The 15,329-nt window shown below is 68.4% G+C and carries 15 protein-coding genes; 1 reads left to right on the top strand and 14 read right to left on the bottom strand.

Annotation, left to right across the window (positions count from 1 at the left end):
* Positions 1 to 16: 16 nt before the first annotated feature.
* The 14 genes from AB0333_RS12740 to AB0333_RS12675 form a co-directional block, all read right to left on the bottom strand.
* A complete protein-coding gene (locus tag AB0333_RS12740) occupies positions 17 to 1,237 on the bottom strand; it encodes an acetyl-CoA C-acetyltransferase (protein WP_366219030.1) in 1,221 nt (406 codons plus the stop codon).
* A 107-nt stretch (positions 1,238 to 1,344) separates the two neighbouring features.
* Positions 1,345 to 2,892 carry a GntP family permease gene (locus AB0333_RS12735; protein ID WP_366219029.1) on the bottom strand — a complete coding sequence of 516 codons (1,548 nt, stop codon included), beginning with the start codon at positions 2,890 to 2,892 and terminating at the stop codon, positions 1,345 to 1,347.
* Positions 2,893 to 3,066: 174 nt separating this feature from the next.
* On the bottom strand, positions 3,067 to 4,200 hold the full coding sequence (locus AB0333_RS12730; RefSeq protein WP_366219028.1) for a helix-turn-helix domain-containing protein: 1,134 nt from the start codon (positions 4,198 to 4,200) through the stop codon (positions 3,067 to 3,069).
* Between the two features lie 53 nt (positions 4,201 to 4,253).
* Positions 4,254 to 4,721, bottom strand: coding sequence for an SRPBCC family protein (locus AB0333_RS12725; RefSeq protein ID WP_366219027.1), 468 nt, complete (start codon positions 4,719 to 4,721; stop codon positions 4,254 to 4,256).
* 4 nt (positions 4,722 to 4,725) lie between these two features.
* Positions 4,726 to 5,793: a 2,3-butanediol dehydrogenase gene (locus AB0333_RS12720; RefSeq protein ID WP_366219026.1), complete on the bottom strand. Its 1,068-nt coding sequence runs from the start codon at positions 5,791 to 5,793 to the stop codon at positions 4,726 to 4,728.
* Positions 5,794 to 5,926: 133 nt separating this feature from the next.
* A complete protein-coding gene (prfB, locus tag AB0333_RS12715) occupies positions 5,927 to 7,042 on the bottom strand; it encodes a peptide chain release factor 2 (RefSeq protein ID WP_115930887.1) in 1,116 nt (371 codons plus the stop codon).
* A 69-nt stretch (positions 7,043 to 7,111) separates the two neighbouring features.
* Entirely contained in the window at positions 7,112 to 7,369 is a 258-nt protein-coding gene (locus AB0333_RS12710) for a hypothetical protein (protein ID WP_366219025.1), read from the bottom strand.
* A 10-nt stretch (positions 7,370 to 7,379) separates the two neighbouring features.
* The gene (locus AB0333_RS12705; RefSeq protein ID WP_366219024.1) at positions 7,380 to 7,868 is read right to left on the bottom strand and encodes a pilus assembly protein TadG-related protein; all 489 of its coding nucleotides are present in this window, start codon (positions 7,866 to 7,868) and stop codon (positions 7,380 to 7,382) included.
* Positions 7,865 to 8,287: a hypothetical protein gene (locus tag AB0333_RS12700; RefSeq protein WP_115930885.1), complete on the bottom strand. Its 423-nt coding sequence runs from the start codon at positions 8,285 to 8,287 to the stop codon at positions 7,865 to 7,867. The genes AB0333_RS12705 and AB0333_RS12700 overlap by 4 nt, the downstream gene beginning before the upstream one ends.
* A gap of 58 nt (positions 8,288 to 8,345) precedes the next feature.
* Positions 8,346 to 8,726: a TadE family protein gene (locus AB0333_RS12695; RefSeq protein WP_245952024.1), complete on the bottom strand. Its 381-nt coding sequence runs from the start codon at positions 8,724 to 8,726 to the stop codon at positions 8,346 to 8,348.
* 2 nt (positions 8,727 to 8,728) lie between these two features.
* Positions 8,729 to 8,947 carry a hypothetical protein gene (locus AB0333_RS12690; protein ID WP_115930884.1) on the bottom strand — a complete coding sequence of 73 codons (219 nt, stop codon included), beginning with the start codon at positions 8,945 to 8,947 and terminating at the stop codon, positions 8,729 to 8,731.
* A gap of 54 nt (positions 8,948 to 9,001) precedes the next feature.
* A complete protein-coding gene (locus AB0333_RS12685; RefSeq protein ID WP_366219023.1) occupies positions 9,002 to 9,937 on the bottom strand; it encodes a type II secretion system F family protein in 936 nt (311 codons plus the stop codon).
* On the bottom strand, positions 9,938 to 10,789 hold the full coding sequence (locus AB0333_RS12680) for a type II secretion system F family protein (RefSeq protein ID WP_366219022.1): 852 nt from the start codon (positions 10,787 to 10,789) through the stop codon (positions 9,938 to 9,940).
* The gene (locus tag AB0333_RS12675) at positions 10,789 to 12,012 is read right to left on the bottom strand and encodes an ATPase, T2SS/T4P/T4SS family (protein WP_115930881.1); all 1,224 of its coding nucleotides are present in this window, start codon (positions 12,010 to 12,012) and stop codon (positions 10,789 to 10,791) included. The genes AB0333_RS12680 and AB0333_RS12675 overlap by 1 nt, the downstream gene beginning before the upstream one ends.
* Before the next feature lie 423 nt (positions 12,013 to 12,435).
* Between AB0333_RS12675 and AB0333_RS12670 the strand changes: the two genes are divergently transcribed.
* Positions 12,436 to 15,264, top strand: a complete 2,829-nt coding sequence (locus AB0333_RS12670; RefSeq protein ID WP_366219021.1) for an FtsK/SpoIIIE domain-containing protein — start codon at positions 12,436 to 12,438, stop codon at positions 15,262 to 15,264.
* Positions 15,265 to 15,329: the final 65 nt, after the last annotated feature.

The raw sequence follows: 15,329 nt of genomic DNA, 5'->3' as shown, positions 1-15,329 counted from the left end.
GCTAACGGGGTGGTGGTCAGAGACTCAGCAGCAGCGCTTCGCCCTGGCCGCCGCCACCGCACAGGCTGACGGCGGACCGGCCGCCGCCGCGCCGGGACAGCTCCAGGGCCGCGGTCAGGGCCAACCGGGCCCCCGAGGCGCCGATCGGGTGGCCCAGGGCGATGGCACCGCCGTGGAGGTTGGTCCGCTCCAAGGGATACTCCAGATCCTTCAGGGACTGGACCGCCACGGCGCCGAAGGCCTCGTTGATCTCGATGAAGTCCAGCTCTCCCACGGACCAGCCGGCCCGGTCCAGCGCTGCCTGGATGGCGTTGGACGGCTGGGAGTGCAGGGAGGAGTCCTTCGGTCCGGCCACCTGGCCGGGAGCCCCGATGGTGGCCAGCACCGTCAGGCCGCGGGCCTGGGCGTAGGCCCTCGAGGTGACCACCAGTGCGGCTGCGCCGTCGGAGAGCGGTGAGGAGTTGCCGGCCGTGATGCCGCCGTCCTGCGCGAATGCCGGGCGCAGCGCGGCCAGGGAGTCCACGGTGGTGTCCGGACGCACGCCCTCGTCCTGGGAGAGGACCACCGGCTCGCCCTTGCGCTGCGGGATCTCGATGGGCGCGATCTCCGCGTCGAAGGTGCCGTCGGTCTGAGCGACGGCGGCACGCCGGTGCGAGGCCGCGGCGACCTCGTCCTGGGCGGTGCGGTCGATCTGCCGCTCCGTGTTGCCGGACTCGGTGAGCTCGCCCATCGCCTCCTTGCTGAGCGCATCGGTCAGGCCGTCGTAGGCGACCGAGTCGAGCACCGTCGTCGGACCGTACTTGTAGCCCTTCCGGGCTCCCACCAGCAGGTGGGGGGCGTTGGTCATGGATTCCTGGCCGCCGGCCACCACCACCTCGGCCTCCCCCAGGCGGATGAGCCGCGCGGCATCGATGACGGCGGTGAGGCCGGACAGGCACACCTTGTTGATGGTCGTGGCCGGCACACTCCAGTCGAGTCCGGCGGCGAGGGCCGATTGGCGGGCCGGGTTCTGCCCCTGACCCGCCTGGACGACCTGGCCCATGATGACGGAGTCCACGTCAGCGCCGTCCACGCCGGCACGCTGCAGGGCGTGCTTGATGGCGTGGGCGCCGAGGTCCACGGCGGTCAGGGAGGCCTGCTGGGACAGCAGCCGGGTGAACGGGGTCCTGGCCCCGCCGACGATCACGGCGTCCTGGGCAGTAGGGGCAGCAGAGCGAGCAGAAGGGGTGGCGGTCATGGCTGTTCTCCTGTGGGTGAGGCGGGAGGCGACGTCGTGTCGCGTGGTGTGGGGTGGTGTGGTCTGGCGTGGCTGACTTCCAGCCTAGATCGGCCGGGCCGGGCGCGTCAGAAGGCCCCGACCACCGACACCACGGCGGTGAGCACCGCGACAGTGATGACCGGCATGACGAGGGTGACCATGAAGATGTCCTTGTAGGACTGGCGGTGGGTCATGCCACAGACGATCAACAGCGTGACCACGGCCCCGGAGTGGGGCAGCGTGTCCAGGCCGCCGGCGGCCATGGCGGTCAGGCGGTGCATGGCCTCCAGGCTCACCCCCTGATCCAGGGCCAGCGTCTTGAGGTCGTCGCCGAAGGCGTTCAGGGCGATGGTCATGCCACCCGAGGAGGAGCCCGTGATGGCGGCGGTGACCGAGGTGGAGAACACCGAGGTGACCAGGGCGTTGCCACCCATGGTGAACACGGAGTCCCGGACCACGGCGAACGCCGCCACGGAGGCGACGACGGCACCGTAGCCGACTTCCGAGGCCGTGGAGAAGATCGGCAGCATGGAGCCCTTGGCCCCGTCCACGAAGGCCTTGCGCAGATCCCCGAAGCGGCGGATGTTGAAGGCGACGATGACCAGGATGGCCACGGTCAGGGCGATGATGACGGCCCAGATGCCGGCGCGGGCGCTCAATTCGATGGCGCCGAACTTCTCCTCCTGCAGGTAGTCCCAGTTCAGGGCGGGGAAGATCAGCAGGGTGCAGCCGAAGTTGACGATGATGACGGCCAGCAGCGGGATGAACGCCTCCACCCCGTTGCGCGGAGTCATGACGGCGCCGGAGGTGCCGGCCTCGGCCTCCTTGACCTTAGCTTGGACGCCGGAGCCGGTTCCCGAAGCGGTGGGGGAAGCGTTAGGGGACGCGTTCGAGGAACCAGCCTCAGCTGCGGCCAGCGCCGCACCGGGTCCGTCCCCGCGGCGGGGACTGGCGCCACCGCGGACACCAGGACCGCGGCCTACCCCGGCATCGCTGAAGTGCTCACCATTGGCCATGAGCCGGCGGCGCCGGAACTCGAGCCACGCCAGCCCGAGCCCGAGGATCATCGCGGTTCCCACGAGGCCGATCCCCGGGGCCGCGAAACCGTCGGTGCCGAAGAACTGTCCCGGGATCAGGTTCTGGACCTGAGGGGAGCCCGGCAGTGCCGTCATGGTGAACGTGAAGATGCCCAGGGCGATGGTTCCCGGGATCAGCCGCTTCGGGATGTCCGCCACGCGGAACAGTTCGCGGGCCAGGGGAAACATCACGAACGCCACCACGAAGAGGCTGATGCCGCCGTAGGTCATCAGGGCGGAGGTGACGACGGTGGCCGCCAGCGCGTTGCGGGCGCCGATCCAGCGGGCCACCGTGCGGGCAATGGACTCCGCATAGCCGGTGACCGTCATCAGCACGCCGAATATGGCGCCGAGCAGGAACAGCGGGAAGTACTGGCCCACGAACCCGGCGAGGGCCGGCATGAAGATCTCCGTGTAGGAGGCGAGAATCGGCGCGCCAGAGAACACCAGGGCCACGACGGCCGCGATGGGCGCCGCGATGATGACGGGCATGCCCCGGTACGCCAGCGTGATCAGCAGGGCGAGGGACAGGATGATGCCAATGATCCCGAAGATCATGCCGTTCTCCTTGGTGGGTGAGGTGTCACGGCGCTGAAGGGCCGCACCTACCACCATGCCCCCGCGAAGTGATTCAGGCCACGTCGAGACCCACAAGAGGTGGGCGCTGGATTCGTCGGTGCCTACAACACGCGCATTTCGGCGAGATGGCGAGATACTGCGGTGAGATCAGGCTCAGCCCTGGTCGGCGGCGAGGGCCCACGCGACCTCGATGAGCGTGTTGAGGTCTCCCAGGTCGGCTCCCGTGATCTCGCGGTAGCGCCTGAGGCGGTACCGCAGGGTGTTGACGTGGATCGGGATGGACTCGGCCGCCGCCGGAATGTTCATCCGGTGCTCCAGGTAGGCGCGCAAGGCCTCGACGATCAGCTCGCCGAATGTTCCCTCCTGCCGCAACGGTTCCAGGTAGATCCCGTCGAGCAGGACGGTGGTCTCCGGACTGGCGAAGACGCCCATGCGCCAGGAGAGTCGGTCCACGTCGACGACCCCGCTCGCTCCCACCCGCTGGGCGGACGCCAGCACCCGGGTGGCCACGTCGAAGGATCGGGGCAGCTCCCCCAGGACCACCGGGGCACCGAGGGCGATGGTCGCCCCCGCGGGCGACGGGCCGGCGTCGGGCTCACCGATGAGAATCCCGATGGCACCCGTGCCCTGCGGCACGACGACGGCCGTGGCCCCGGAGTCCTCGGCCCAGCCCTCGAGGGCGGGGGTCGAGGCGCCGTCCGCGCACAGGGCCCGGACCGTCCGGTCACGGGGTACACCGAAGACGGAGGCACCGGCGAACAGCGCGGTCCGGTCCAGGCTCCCCGCCAGGGCGGCGCCGAGCCAGTGGGCACGGCGGGCCGAATCCGCCACGGCCTGGGCGATCGTGCGGTCGCGATAGGAGACCACGGCGCGGGTGGTGAAGGCATCCCCCAGGGACCAGAGCAGGGTGGAGAAGGACAGGGCCGTCTCCACCGGCACCCCGTAGCGCGGGGCCGCAGCCAGCAGATGGCGCAGGATGATGGACATGCAGGCACGGAATCCGGCCAGCACACTGGCGATCTCGACGCCCTGGGCCATCCGTTCCTCGGTCAGCGTCTCCGCCTCGTCGATCCCCTCGGGCTCGGGGGCCAAACCGTCGAGGATGGTGCGGATGCTCAGCGCGCGATTGCGGCGGGCAGAGGCTTCCAGGGACTCGGCGGGGACATCCTCATAACCGGGGATCGTGGCCCGGAGGGTCTCAACCGTCTCGACCAGGATGGCATCGTCGGCCGCGAGCGATTCGACGAGGGCCCGCACGGGATCCACTCGAACTCGTACCTCCGTCATCAGATCCCCTCAAGACGTCCTTCCCTGCCTCCGTGTGACAGGGCTGGGTGGCTTCACTCTACGGCGGCGGCCAATCGGTCCAGGGACGCCATCAGGGCGGCTTCCGTGGTTGCCAGAGCCCGGCGGAAACGAGTCTCATCGGTCAGCCGGGTCCAGTCATAGGTGTGCCGGACCAGGGTGCCGCCGTCCGGTGCCGGTTTCAGCTCCCAGCGCCACCGGTGGCCCCGGGGCTCCTCCCCCACCTCGGCGGGCAGCCACGCGATGAGCCGGCCCTCCTCGAACTCCACCACATGGTTCTCCCGGACAGCGCCGTCCTTCGTCAGGACCATGGTGAACACGTCCCCGACGGCGGTGATGCGCTGACCTTCCTCGGCCTTCGCCAGGTTGTCATTGCCGTCCCAGTCCGGCTGGCGGGCCGGGTCCGCGATCAGCTCGAAGATGGCCCCCGCGTCAGCGGCGATGCGCCGTTCGGCGGTGACGACGCGTTCAGCGACGGGCGGCATCCCGGGTAACTCGGCCATAGGCTCAGAGTCCCTTCCCCGTAGGCGAGACGAGGATCTTCACTGCGGTCTCGTTGTGGTTGATGAGCGTGTCGAATCCCTCATCGATGAGGTTGTCCAGGCCGATCTTGCCGGTGATGAACGGTTTGACGTCCACGGTGCCGTCCTCGATCAGCTTGATGGTGGCCGGATGGTCCCAGGCGTACCCGATGGTGCCGCGGAGGTCGATCTCCTTGAGCACGAGCTGGTGGAGGGGGACCTTCGGCTCGTGGCCCCAGATCGACTCGTTGACGATCACGCCCCCGGGGCGCACGGCCTCCAGGAGCATCGCCAGCACCACGTCCACGCTGGTGGCCTCGAAGCCGACGTCCGCCCCGCGTCCGCCCGTCAACTCCTTGACCTTCGCGGCCACGTCCACCTCTCGGGGGTCGAAGGCGTCATCCACGACGCCGGCGTCCAGCACCCGCTGCCGGCGCAGCTCGGAGAGCTCGGAGACGTAGACGGTGAGGCCCTCGCCCTTGAGGACGGCGGCGGTCAGCGCCCCGATGGGGCCGGCACCGCCGATGATGGCCACGTCACCGGCCTGGGCCCCGGACCGGACGAAGGCGTGGTGAGCCACGGCCAGGGGCTCGATCAGGGCGGCTTCGTCCAGGTTGACGTGGTCGGCCACCGGATGCACCCAGCGCCGCCGCACCGCGATCTGTTCGGCCAGGCCCCCGCCGTGACCGCCCAGGCCGATGAAGTTCATGTCTGGGGAGAGCTGGTAGTCCTGGTCGTTCTCGTGCTCCTCGCGGATCACATAGGGCTCGACCACCACCTTCTGGCCGATCTCCAGATCGTCCACACCCTCGCCCAGCGCGGCCACGGTGCCGGACATCTCGTGGCCAATGGTCAGCGGGGCCGATTCCCCGGAGATGGGATGCGGATGCCCGGCCGGCGGGATGAAGATCGGACCGTCCAGGTATTCGTGCAGGTCGGTGCCGCAGATCCCGCACCAGGCCACGTCGATGAGCACCTGCCCGGGACCGGCGGTCGGGTTGTCGATGTCCTCGATGCGGATGTCTTTGGCGTCGTAGTACCGTGCTGCGCGCATGGTGCTGGCCTCCTGCTGCGAGTCGTGACGGGAGAGCCCGGGACGGGCCCCCGGCCCGGATCGGGCCTCGTGGTCACTGTAGGCAGGGTGTTCCGGCGCGGACAAGGGCCCGTTCGGAGGATGGACCGGGTGGTCAGTCCTCGCTGTGGCGGGCGCCGGCGCGCCAGCGGATTCCGGCGTCGATGAAGCCGTCGATCGCACCGTCGAACACCGAGGAGGGGTTGCCCTCCTCGTGGTTGGTGCGCAGGTCCTTGACCATCTGGTACGGATTCAGCACGTAGGAGCGCATCTGGTCGCCCCAGGACGCTTTGACGTCCCCGGCCATCTCCTTCTTCTTCGCGTCCTGTTCCGCCTTGCGCACCAGCAGCAGCCGGGACTGCATGACGCGCAGGGCGGCGGCACGGTTCTGGATCTGGGACTTCTCGTTCTGCATGGAGACGACGATCCCGGTGGGGATGTGCGTCATGCGCACGGCGGAGTCGGTGGTGTTCACCGACTGGCCGCCGGGGCCGGAGGAACGGTAGACGTCGATCTTCAGCTCACCCTCAGGGATCTCGACCGAGTCGTCCGATTCGATGAGTGGGATGACCTCCACGGCGGCGAAGGACGTCTGCCGGCGGCCCTGGTTGTCGAAGGGGCTGATGCGCACGAGGCGGTGGGTACCGGCCTCCACGGACAGCGTGCCGAAGGCGTAGGGGGCCTTGACCTCGAAGGTCGCGGACTTCAACCCGGCCTCTTCGGCGTAGGCGGTGTCCATGACCTTGGTGGTCCAGCCGCGCTGCTCGGCCCAGCGCAGGTACATGCGCATCAGGATCTCAGCGAAATCGGCGGCGTCCACGCCACCGGCGCCGGCGCGGATGGTGATGACCGCGTCACGCTCGTCGTACTCACCGGACAGCAGGGTGACGATCTCCAGGTCGGACATCGTCTTGCGCAGGGCCTCAAGCTCCTGGGCGACGTCCTCGCGCGCAGAATCGTCGTCCTCTTCGGCCGCGAGCTCCACCATGACCTCCATGTCATCGATGCGCTGTTCCAGCTTGGCGACGCGCTCAAGCTCGGTCTGACGGTGGGACAGCTTGGAGGTGACCTTCTGCGCCGCCTCCGGATCGTCCCAGAGGTCCGGAGCGGAGGCCTCCGCCTCCAGCCGGGTGATGTCCGCCTTGATCTGTTCCATGTCCGACACCTGTTCGATGTTGGACAGCGTGGAGCGCAGTTGCGCGATTTCAGCGGTGTAGTCAGTCTCAGCCATGGTGGGGTCCAGCCTACAGCGCAGCGGGACCGGCGTTGTTCCCCGGCACGAAGCCGGCCCTGCCGCCCGTCATCTGGCGTCCCCCGAGACGTACTCCACCAGCCCCGGATCGGAGGAGGAGAAGACGTCCATCTCCTCTCCCCCATCGCAGGTCATCAGCGAGAGGGTCACGGCCTCACCGGAGGGTGTGGCCCGGCGGGCGGCCACCACCCAGGTGCCGCCGGACTCCTCCCAGCGGCGCAGGCGCTTCAGGTCCGGGTGCTCGGTGTTGCCGGTGTTTTCGGTGTTCTCGGGGATATCGGGGTTGTCGGGGTTGTCGGCGGACAATGGAGTCTCCTCAGCGCGTCAAGGCAGTACGGGACGAACTGGTGGCCACGATCCTGATGCCGTCCGGCACGATCCAGTTCACGATAGGTGGGTGAGCGGTGGCCGTCAGCACCACGTCGACGGTCTGGCCGCCGTCGCCCACGGAGACGGACTCCACCACCAGCCCGTCGAACCGCTCGTGGGAACCGGCGGCGGCCAGATATCCGGCCACCGCCTCAGCGGCCTCGGCGTCAGCGAGCACCGGGGCGTGCCCGGCGTCCCCGCCCTCTTCGATGGCAATGGTGAAGCTGTCCGCCGCGGCCATGGTGGCCCCGTCCGCGGCGGACAGCAGCTTGCGAGCCTCGAGGTTCACGGTGGTCACGGCGAGGATCACGGTGGCCAGCAGCAGGCAGACGACTGTCAGCCCCACGACCAACACCGTGGTCTGGCCTTCGTCTCCGACTCTCCCGACGCCCTGGTCCCGTCCTGCGTGCTCCTGACGCGGCGTCCGAGCCCTCATCCGAACCTCGGCACGGGCTGCTGGGAGTTACTCGTGACCGTGGCGACGGCGGCGTCCCAGCCGAGTCCTTGCGGCAACAACGGCACCGGCACCCGGATCGCCACCTCCACCGACACGGAGGAACCAGGCTCCAGGCAGGGGCTGGTGGAGCAGGACAGGGCGGACTGCGCCACGGAGGGATCCAAGCCGTAGTCCCCCAACGTCAACGCCACGACCTCGTCGGCGCGGCCGGCGGCACTCGAGGCGTCCGGGGCTCCGGCCATCGCCTTGGCCGCCTGGTCTGCTGCGGCCACGGACGCATAGGCAGCGGATTGGATCTGACTGGTCAGCATCAGGAAGTAGATCACCGGTATCAGCAGGAGCGCGGCCAGGAGCACGAACTCCACCGTGGCCGAACCTTCCTCTCCTCGCGCTTCCATTCGCCGAGGGTCAGTCGTGGTGTGAGGAATGGTGTCGGTAGCGGTATCAGGACCAGTGTCAGTATCGGTAGGCATGACCATCGGCCTCCAATCCCACGGGACCGACCAGGAAACCGACCATGGGCATCTGTGTGCGAACGGTGATCCTGACGATGGTGGTTCCGTCCCCGCCTGTCGTCTCCGCAGACACATCGGCATGGCCGCCGCCCGGAATCGACCCGGCGAGCAGTTCTCGGGTCCTGGCCACGCCGTCGTCTGGCGTCCGGTCCCCCAGCGCTCCGTACCGCGCCCCTGCGCTGGCCGCATCGATCAACGTGTTCCGGACGTGGATGATGATGCCGAACTGGAGGATCGCGGCGAAGATGATCGAGAGCAGCGCCATCACCATGACGGATTCAGCCACTGCCGATCCGCGTTCGCCCTCACGCGCGTTCAGCACGGTCAGTTCTGGGTGACCTGGCTGATCGCCTGGTTGAACAGGTCCGTCAGGGCGGGCCCCGCGATGGCCAGCAGCCCGGCGACGAGCACGGCCGACATCAACGTGATCATCACCCAGCCGGGCACGTCTCCCCGCTCGTCATCACGGGCCTTTCCCAGGAAGGCGGTCAGGGCAGTCAGGGCTGCCAAGGCCCGGTACTTCGGTTCTGTCTTGTCTGTCATGGTCCCCTCCAGGATGGGTTGTCGATCGGGTGATGCTGTTGGGCGGGTAGTGGTTCAGAAACCGAGATTCATGATCGAGATCCCGGGGTACACGGCGAAGATGACGGTCAGTGGCAAGATGCCGAAAACCAGGGGCGCCATCATCCCGATCTCCTTACGGCCGGCGGATTCCAGCAGCTCCCGCTTGGACAGCTCACGGACGTCCTTGGCCTGGGCCCGGAGCACATCGGCCAGCGGCGTGCCCCGTTCCAGGGCCACGAGGACCCCCTCGATGAACCGTTCCACCGGCGCCAGCTGGATCCTCCGTGCACATGCTTTCAGGGCGGCATGGATGGATGATCCGGAGCGCATGTCAGACAGGACCGTGGAGAACTCCCCGGCCAGTTCTCCCTTGGCCGAGGTGGCAACCCGTTCCAGGGCCCCAGCCGCACTGTCCCCGGCGCTGACGGACAGGGCGAACAGCTCCGCCACGGAGGGAAACTCGCTGAGGATCCTCGCGCGGCGGCGATTGATCTGGCCGGTCAACAGGTTGTCCCTGAGGAAGAAGGCCACCACGGACAGAGTCCCCACGAGCATGACGCCGATGACCGGATTCAGAGCACCGTTGACCGCGAGCGCCACGCATCCGGTTACCCCCAACGCGGCTCCTCCGGCCGCGGCGATGAGCTGCTGGGCCCGGTAGTCCTGAACGGAGAGGCCAGATCCCGCGGCCTCCAGTTTGCGTTCCAGGGCTTGGTGGCCGAGGTTGAGCCGTCCCAACTGCCGTACGCCGGCCGATAACACCGGTTGCATGATCCGGCCCAGGGCACCCCACGGGGACACGACCTGTTGCTCGTTCAGCAGTGATGACACAGGTGCATGGTGTCTCAGCTGGGGCTCGACGCGACGGGCTAGCGAGGGCCGCCACCCCCAGGGCAACGCCACCAGCACCAGGGCCAGCCCAGACCCGAAGGCAAGCCCCAAGACCAGGGCCATGGAGAACGTCGTCATCTACAGCACCCTCTGCTCTTCCGGCAGTGCACCGATCTTCAACATGAGTTGATAGCAGATGACGGAGACCACGAGGCCGCCGGCCAACACCAGCAGGCCCGTGAAGGTCTGATAGACGCGCACTGCGTCCGGCTGGGTTCCCAACAGCAGCAGCACGATCCACGGGGCCGCCACGGCCAGGCGAGCCGCATTGACGGTCCAGGACTGACGAGACTCCAGTTCGCTGCGGGTCCGGGCATCCTCGCGCAAGAACTCGGCGAGGGTGGACAACAGGTTCCCGATGTCCGCGCCGCCGACCTCCCTGGTCAGCCGCAAGGCGGCGATCAGCCGGTCGGCCACCGGATCGGCCATCCTGAACTTGAGGTTGTCCAAGGCATCCATGAACCGCAGTCCCGAACGGTAGTCCCGGGCGAACTCGCGGAAGGCCGGTTGGAGTTCCTCCGGCCCCTTGTCCCCCAGCTGGATGAGCGCCTCGGGAAGGGTCAGGCCGGCACGGATGGCCGAGCGGAGGTGGTCCACGGCGTCTGGCCACACATCACGCAGCAGGGTGCGACGCTTCTTCGCCTGCCAGTTCAGCGCGACCCACGGCACCAGCGCCCCGAACAGGCCGAAGCACAACGCGATCGGCAGGGCACGAGTCAGGATGAAGACCAGCAGCAGCGCCACCATTCCGCAGCCGATCATCGCTGCCACCACACCGGCGGGGCCGACCTGTTCGACGCCGGCCCGGGCGAGCAGTTGCCGCAGGTTGCTGTCCCGGCGGATCACCACCGGTTGGTCCCCGCGCGGCCAGAACGACCACCACACCAGGAACAACCCGGCCCCCAGCGTCAACCCCAGGAACAGCGCCATCAGCCGACTCCCACCACGGATCGCACGTCATAACCCCGGGATTCGAGTTTGCGGTTCTCCAACATGGCCGAGGGGCTGAGAACCAGTTGGCCGTCAACGCGGTGGAAGACGGTCGAGGACTCGATGATCCCTTCCTCCACCCGGGTGCCGACGGACAGGATCTCCTCCACGTACCGGCGGCCGTGGCGGTCCCGCGCGCAATGCACCACGAGGTCGAAACAGGACGCCACCGTCGGGACCACGAAGTTCCGGGAGATGTTCTCGCCGGCCATCAGGGGCAGCGTGCAAATCTTCGTCAGGGCGTCGGACGCACTGTTGGCATGCAACGTGCACATGCCGGGCAGTCCTGAATTCAAAGCGACCAACATGTCCAGGCTCTCGGCCTCTCGGACCTCCCCCACGATCAGCCGGTCCGGGCGCATGCGTAGCGCCTCCTTCACGAGCCGGCGCAGGGGGATCTCGCCGTGGCCCTCCAGGTTCGGCTGGCGACACTGCATCTGGACCACATCGCGCAGCGGCAGCTTGAGTTCGAAGATCTCCTCGACCGTCACCACGCGCTCCCGGCTGCCGATGGAGGCCGACAGGCAATTGAGCATGGTGGTCTTGCCGGACTGGGTGGCGCCGGAGACCAGGATGTTCAACCCGGCGTCCACACTGGCATCCAGGAATCGCGCGGCATCCGCGCTCAGGGATCCGGACCGCACCAGGTCCTCGACACGATGGGCTCGGACCACGAATTTCCGGATATTGACGGACCAGTGCCTGCGGGTGATATCCGGGATGACCACGTGCAGGCGTGAACCGTCCGGCAGTGCCGCGTCCACGAAGGGGGACGACAGGTCCAGGCGGCGGCCCGAGGACTTCAGCATGCGCTCGACCAGATCCCGGACATTCTCCTCGGTCAACGAGATGTTGGTCAGCTCGGACACGCCACCCCGGGCGCAGAACACGGCCGTGGGCGAGTTGATCCAGATTTCTTCGACCGTATCGTCGTCCAGTAGGGGCTGGAGCACGCCGAAACCGGCCACGGAGTCGAAGACGGTCTTCTCAGCATCGTCGCGGTCCGGGAGTAGCGGCAGCGAACCGATCAATGAGCGCGCGTCATAGTCCGCCGTCGCGGCCTGCACCAGACGGCGCATCTCCTCCGGCTCGCGCTGCGGATCCATGCCCCGTCGGCGGATCAGCTCGCGGACCTCGTCCTCGAGAATGCGGATGGCTTCCATGGTTTCCCCTCCATGACGACCCGGACGGGCCTCGACCTGGGTCTGAGCGTACAGAGTTCTGGACCAGCGGCCCACCGCCTCCTCTGTGACCTGTGGATATCCATGCCTCGCGCGTGTTGTCCACACTCTCGCCGACCCGGCTCCCCAGGCCATCTGCCATCGCGGCATCCTGGCGTGAGGAACATCGGCACTACGGGAGGTCAACCTGGCGTGTGGTTGAGAATACTGGGACTGCCGGCGGCGGAAGGCCAATGGTGGAAGGTGGTCAATGGTCCACCAACCGCCGGTCCTGACTCCGTCGGCATGGTTGACGGTTTATTACGCGAACGATTCCCCGGATACCGCTTCTCGGGCGTCAACGGAGACGCCGGCAGGCCTGGTCGGTCTACTGACGGGCGACAACCCACTCAGAATTATCTGACCGTGGTCGCCCGCCCCGGAGGCAGCGCGAATAACCGCGGTCCCGGGCCGGACGTCACGGTGGTGGCCGAAGACGGTCCCGACGCCGGCCGCTTGGCCCCGCTGCCCCGTTCCGGCCTCACCGTGGGCCGGAATCACGCCGAATGGCTCGTCACCGACCCCTTTCTGTCCGCCCCGCATTTCCGGCTGGAGGTCGACGCGGAAGGTGTTCTCGTCACCAGAGCGGATGCCGATCAGCGTCCTGCACAGCTGCTCTGGACCGGGAACCAGCCCTACACCGCCGGCAGCTCGACCTTCCGCCTGGTCCGCGGCCGGCCGGACCCCCTGTCACCCATCCGGTCGATCCCGGACCCGGTCGTGGACCCAGGGCCCGAACCAGCTCGGCCGAATGCGGTGCTCCAAGCCTTCATGGCTGCCGGGCCACTGGTCATCGGAGTGGTCATGGCCGTGGTCACCGGCCTGTGGTATTTCCTGTTGTTCAGTCTCGTCTCGGTGGCCGTGGTGGCAGTCATGTGGTTCCAGCACCGAGCTGCGTCTCGGCGCCACGGCCGGCGGATCCGGGATGGTGCTGAGCGGGTCAGCGGTCGGCTCGATGAACTGGCGCCCACCCCGGGGCGTCTCGCCCTGGCCGCGCGGGCCGACTCCGTGGATCGCTTCGGCGTGGACGGTGTTCCAACGGACGGTCCGGTCATCCGCTGGGGCACCGGGACCGCCCGCCTCCGGGTGGAGAACTCGAAAGAGGGCGACCAGTGGGCCCGCTGGTCCACAGTGGATCTGCCCGCCAGCTCAGTGTTGTTCCCCGGACGGACCACGGTCGTCACGGGCCAGCCCTCCACTTTGCAGGCCATGGGACACTGGCTGCACGTGCAGTTGTGCCGTGATGCCATCACCTCAGGCCGAGGCGTGGTGATGCGGACGGCTCAGGGTGACACCCCGTGGAGTGGTGCGACCAGGGCCTCAGCCGGCACCATCGTTTGCTGGCCCGGGACCTCTGCCCGGGACCTTCCTGCCGGATGGCACCGTGTGCTGCTCTGTGATGCAGGGCGAGAACAGCATCCTGAGGCCATGGCCGGCACGCCCGGCCATGAGGACCGAGTGGACGCGGACCAAGGGGTCGCATCGCTCGCAGGCCTGGACTACACGGCTCTGCGGTGGCATGGCATGACCACCCGGACTGCAGCCTGGTTGCTGGACGAGATGGGCGCAGTACAACGACCGGCGGTGGACCAGGAACCGGTCCGGTTGGTCCTGCCCCAGCCCCTGATGGAACAACCGGGGGTCGAGTCCCTCCGGGCGGAACTATCGCCCGGCGAAGACCCCATGACCATTGACCTCGTCGCCCACGGGCCGCACCTGCTCGTCGCCGGCACCACCGGCTCGGGCAAATCCGAGCTGCTGCTGACCTTGTTGACGGGCCTCGCCGCCGCCCATCCACCCACCGAGGTGTCCTTCGTCCTGATGGACTTCAAGGGCGGATCATCCTTTGCGGTCCTGGCCGGGCTACCCCACACCATGTCGGTGGAGACCAATCTCACGGAAGCGGAGTCGCTGCGCACCTTCGATGCCCTCTCTGCCGAGCTACGCCGCCGGGAAGAACTGTTCCTGGCCGCCGGCGCAGCGGATTTCCGCGCCTACCGGCATGCCCATCCGAACGCGGACCTGCCACGCCTGGTGGTGGCCATCGATGAGCTCCGTGTTCTCGTCGACGACCATCCTCAGGCCGCCGCGCTGCTGGCCAGGCTGGCCGCCACGGGCCGCTCACTGGGATTCCACCTCGTCCTGGCCACGCAGCGGGCACAGGGCGCCGTCGGTCCCGATGTCCGCTCCAATCTGGGCACCGTGATCTGTCTGCGCACGGCCACCGAGCAAGAATCGTGGGACCTGTTGGGCACTGCCGACGCGGTGACGATCCCCCCCGATTCCCCGGGACGCGCCTATCTGCGGCACGGCGGCGGACCGCCACGGCCCTTCCAGGCAGGTCAGTTCTCGGTGGCGACCGGCCCGCCGGCCCTGGTCCGGTGGACCGACGGTGCGCCCGATGCCGATCCGGCCCCCTGGCGGGACCTGACGGTCCGGATCGGCGCCGAGGCCGCCTCCCGCGCCCTGCCGGTTCCCACACAGGCCGTTATGCCCGCACTCCCTGAAAAGTGGACCCCGACGCCGGAAGACCGGTCCGTGCTGCCGGACGCCGTCATCGTGGGGCTGGCCGATCTTCACCACGAGAGGGAGCAGCGCCCCGTGCGCTGGTTGCCGGGACGGGACGGCCCGGTGGCCTGGATCGGCACGACGGCCGCCGGCGTTGACGCGGCAGCCCGGTCCGTCCTCGACCACCTCGCGCGCCTGGACCCCGCCGTCCCGACCTTCGTGCTGGACGGCAATGGCGTGGCGGATTCGCTCGGGGTGCCGGATTCCTGGAGTGTGCTCGCCGCAGATCGGGCCACGCCGCAGGACCTGGCGCAGCTCCTGGAGCGGGTGAAGGGACGGCTGGCAGAGCGTCACCGCGTCCATCTCATGGTGACCTCATGGGGACGGTGGTCGGCTCAACGCGTCGGGACGGGCTACGAGACCGTGGAGGAGCAACTGGCCACCCTCCTGCGAGACCATGGCCCGGACGTGCTGGCCGCCGCGTTGTTCGGAGCCCGGGAACTGGCCGGCGGCCGCATCCTGGGGCTGGTTCCCACGCGTTTCTACCTTCCGGCAGGCTCCACGCCAGAGCACCGGATGGTATGGCCGACGTTGCAGCGGGTGAAGGAGGTGCCGGGGCGGGCGGTCATGATCTCACCGGACCGTCCGGCTCCCGGCGTCGCCGTTCAGCTGGCGGCGACGGACTGACGCGGAACCCGTCACCGGGCCGTCTTCCGCGGGAACACCACGGCGATGAGCCAGCTGGCGATCAC

It is taken from the genome of Citricoccus sp. NPDC079358 (genome assembly GCF_040702545.1).
Classification (GTDB): Bacteria; Actinomycetota; Actinomycetes; order Actinomycetales; family Micrococcaceae; genus Citricoccus.
Note: the sequence above shows the minus strand (reverse complement) of the source record. Positions and strands in the feature narration are given on the sequence as shown.

Excerpts from the sequence above, each read along its gene's own strand:
- AB0333_RS12740 (WP_366219030.1), bottom strand. The coding sequence starts at position 1,237 with ATGACCGCCACCCCTTCTGCTCGCTCTGCTGCCCCTACTGCCCAGGAC.
- AB0333_RS12735 (WP_366219029.1), bottom strand. The coding sequence starts at position 2,892 with ATGATCTTCGGGATCATTGGCATCATCCTGTCCCTCGCCCTGCTGATC.
- AB0333_RS12730 (WP_366219028.1), bottom strand. The coding sequence starts at position 4,200 with ATGACGGAGGTACGAGTTCGAGTGGATCCCGTGCGGGCCCTCGTCGAA.
- AB0333_RS12725 (WP_366219027.1), bottom strand. The coding sequence starts at position 4,721 with ATGGCCGAGTTACCCGGGATGCCGCCCGTCGCTGAACGCGTCGTCACC.
- AB0333_RS12720 (WP_366219026.1), bottom strand. The coding sequence starts at position 5,793 with ATGCGCGCAGCACGGTACTACGACGCCAAAGACATCCGCATCGAGGAC.
- prfB (WP_115930887.1), bottom strand. The coding sequence starts at position 7,042 with ATGGCTGAGACTGACTACACCGCTGAAATCGCGCAACTGCGCTCCACG.
- AB0333_RS12705 (WP_366219024.1), bottom strand. The coding sequence starts at position 7,868 with ATGAGGGCTCGGACGCCGCGTCAGGAGCACGCAGGACGGGACCAGGGC.
- AB0333_RS12700 (WP_115930885.1), bottom strand. The coding sequence starts at position 8,287 with ATGGAAGCGCGAGGAGAGGAAGGTTCGGCCACGGTGGAGTTCGTGCTC.
- AB0333_RS12690 (WP_115930884.1), bottom strand. The coding sequence starts at position 8,947 with ATGACAGACAAGACAGAACCGAAGTACCGGGCCTTGGCAGCCCTGACT.
- AB0333_RS12685 (WP_366219023.1), bottom strand. The coding sequence starts at position 9,937 with ATGACGACGTTCTCCATGGCCCTGGTCTTGGGGCTTGCCTTCGGGTCT.
- AB0333_RS12680 (WP_366219022.1), bottom strand. The coding sequence starts at position 10,789 with ATGGCGCTGTTCCTGGGGTTGACGCTGGGGGCCGGGTTGTTCCTGGTG.
- AB0333_RS12675 (WP_115930881.1), bottom strand. The coding sequence starts at position 12,012 with ATGGAAGCCATCCGCATTCTCGAGGACGAGGTCCGCGAGCTGATCCGC.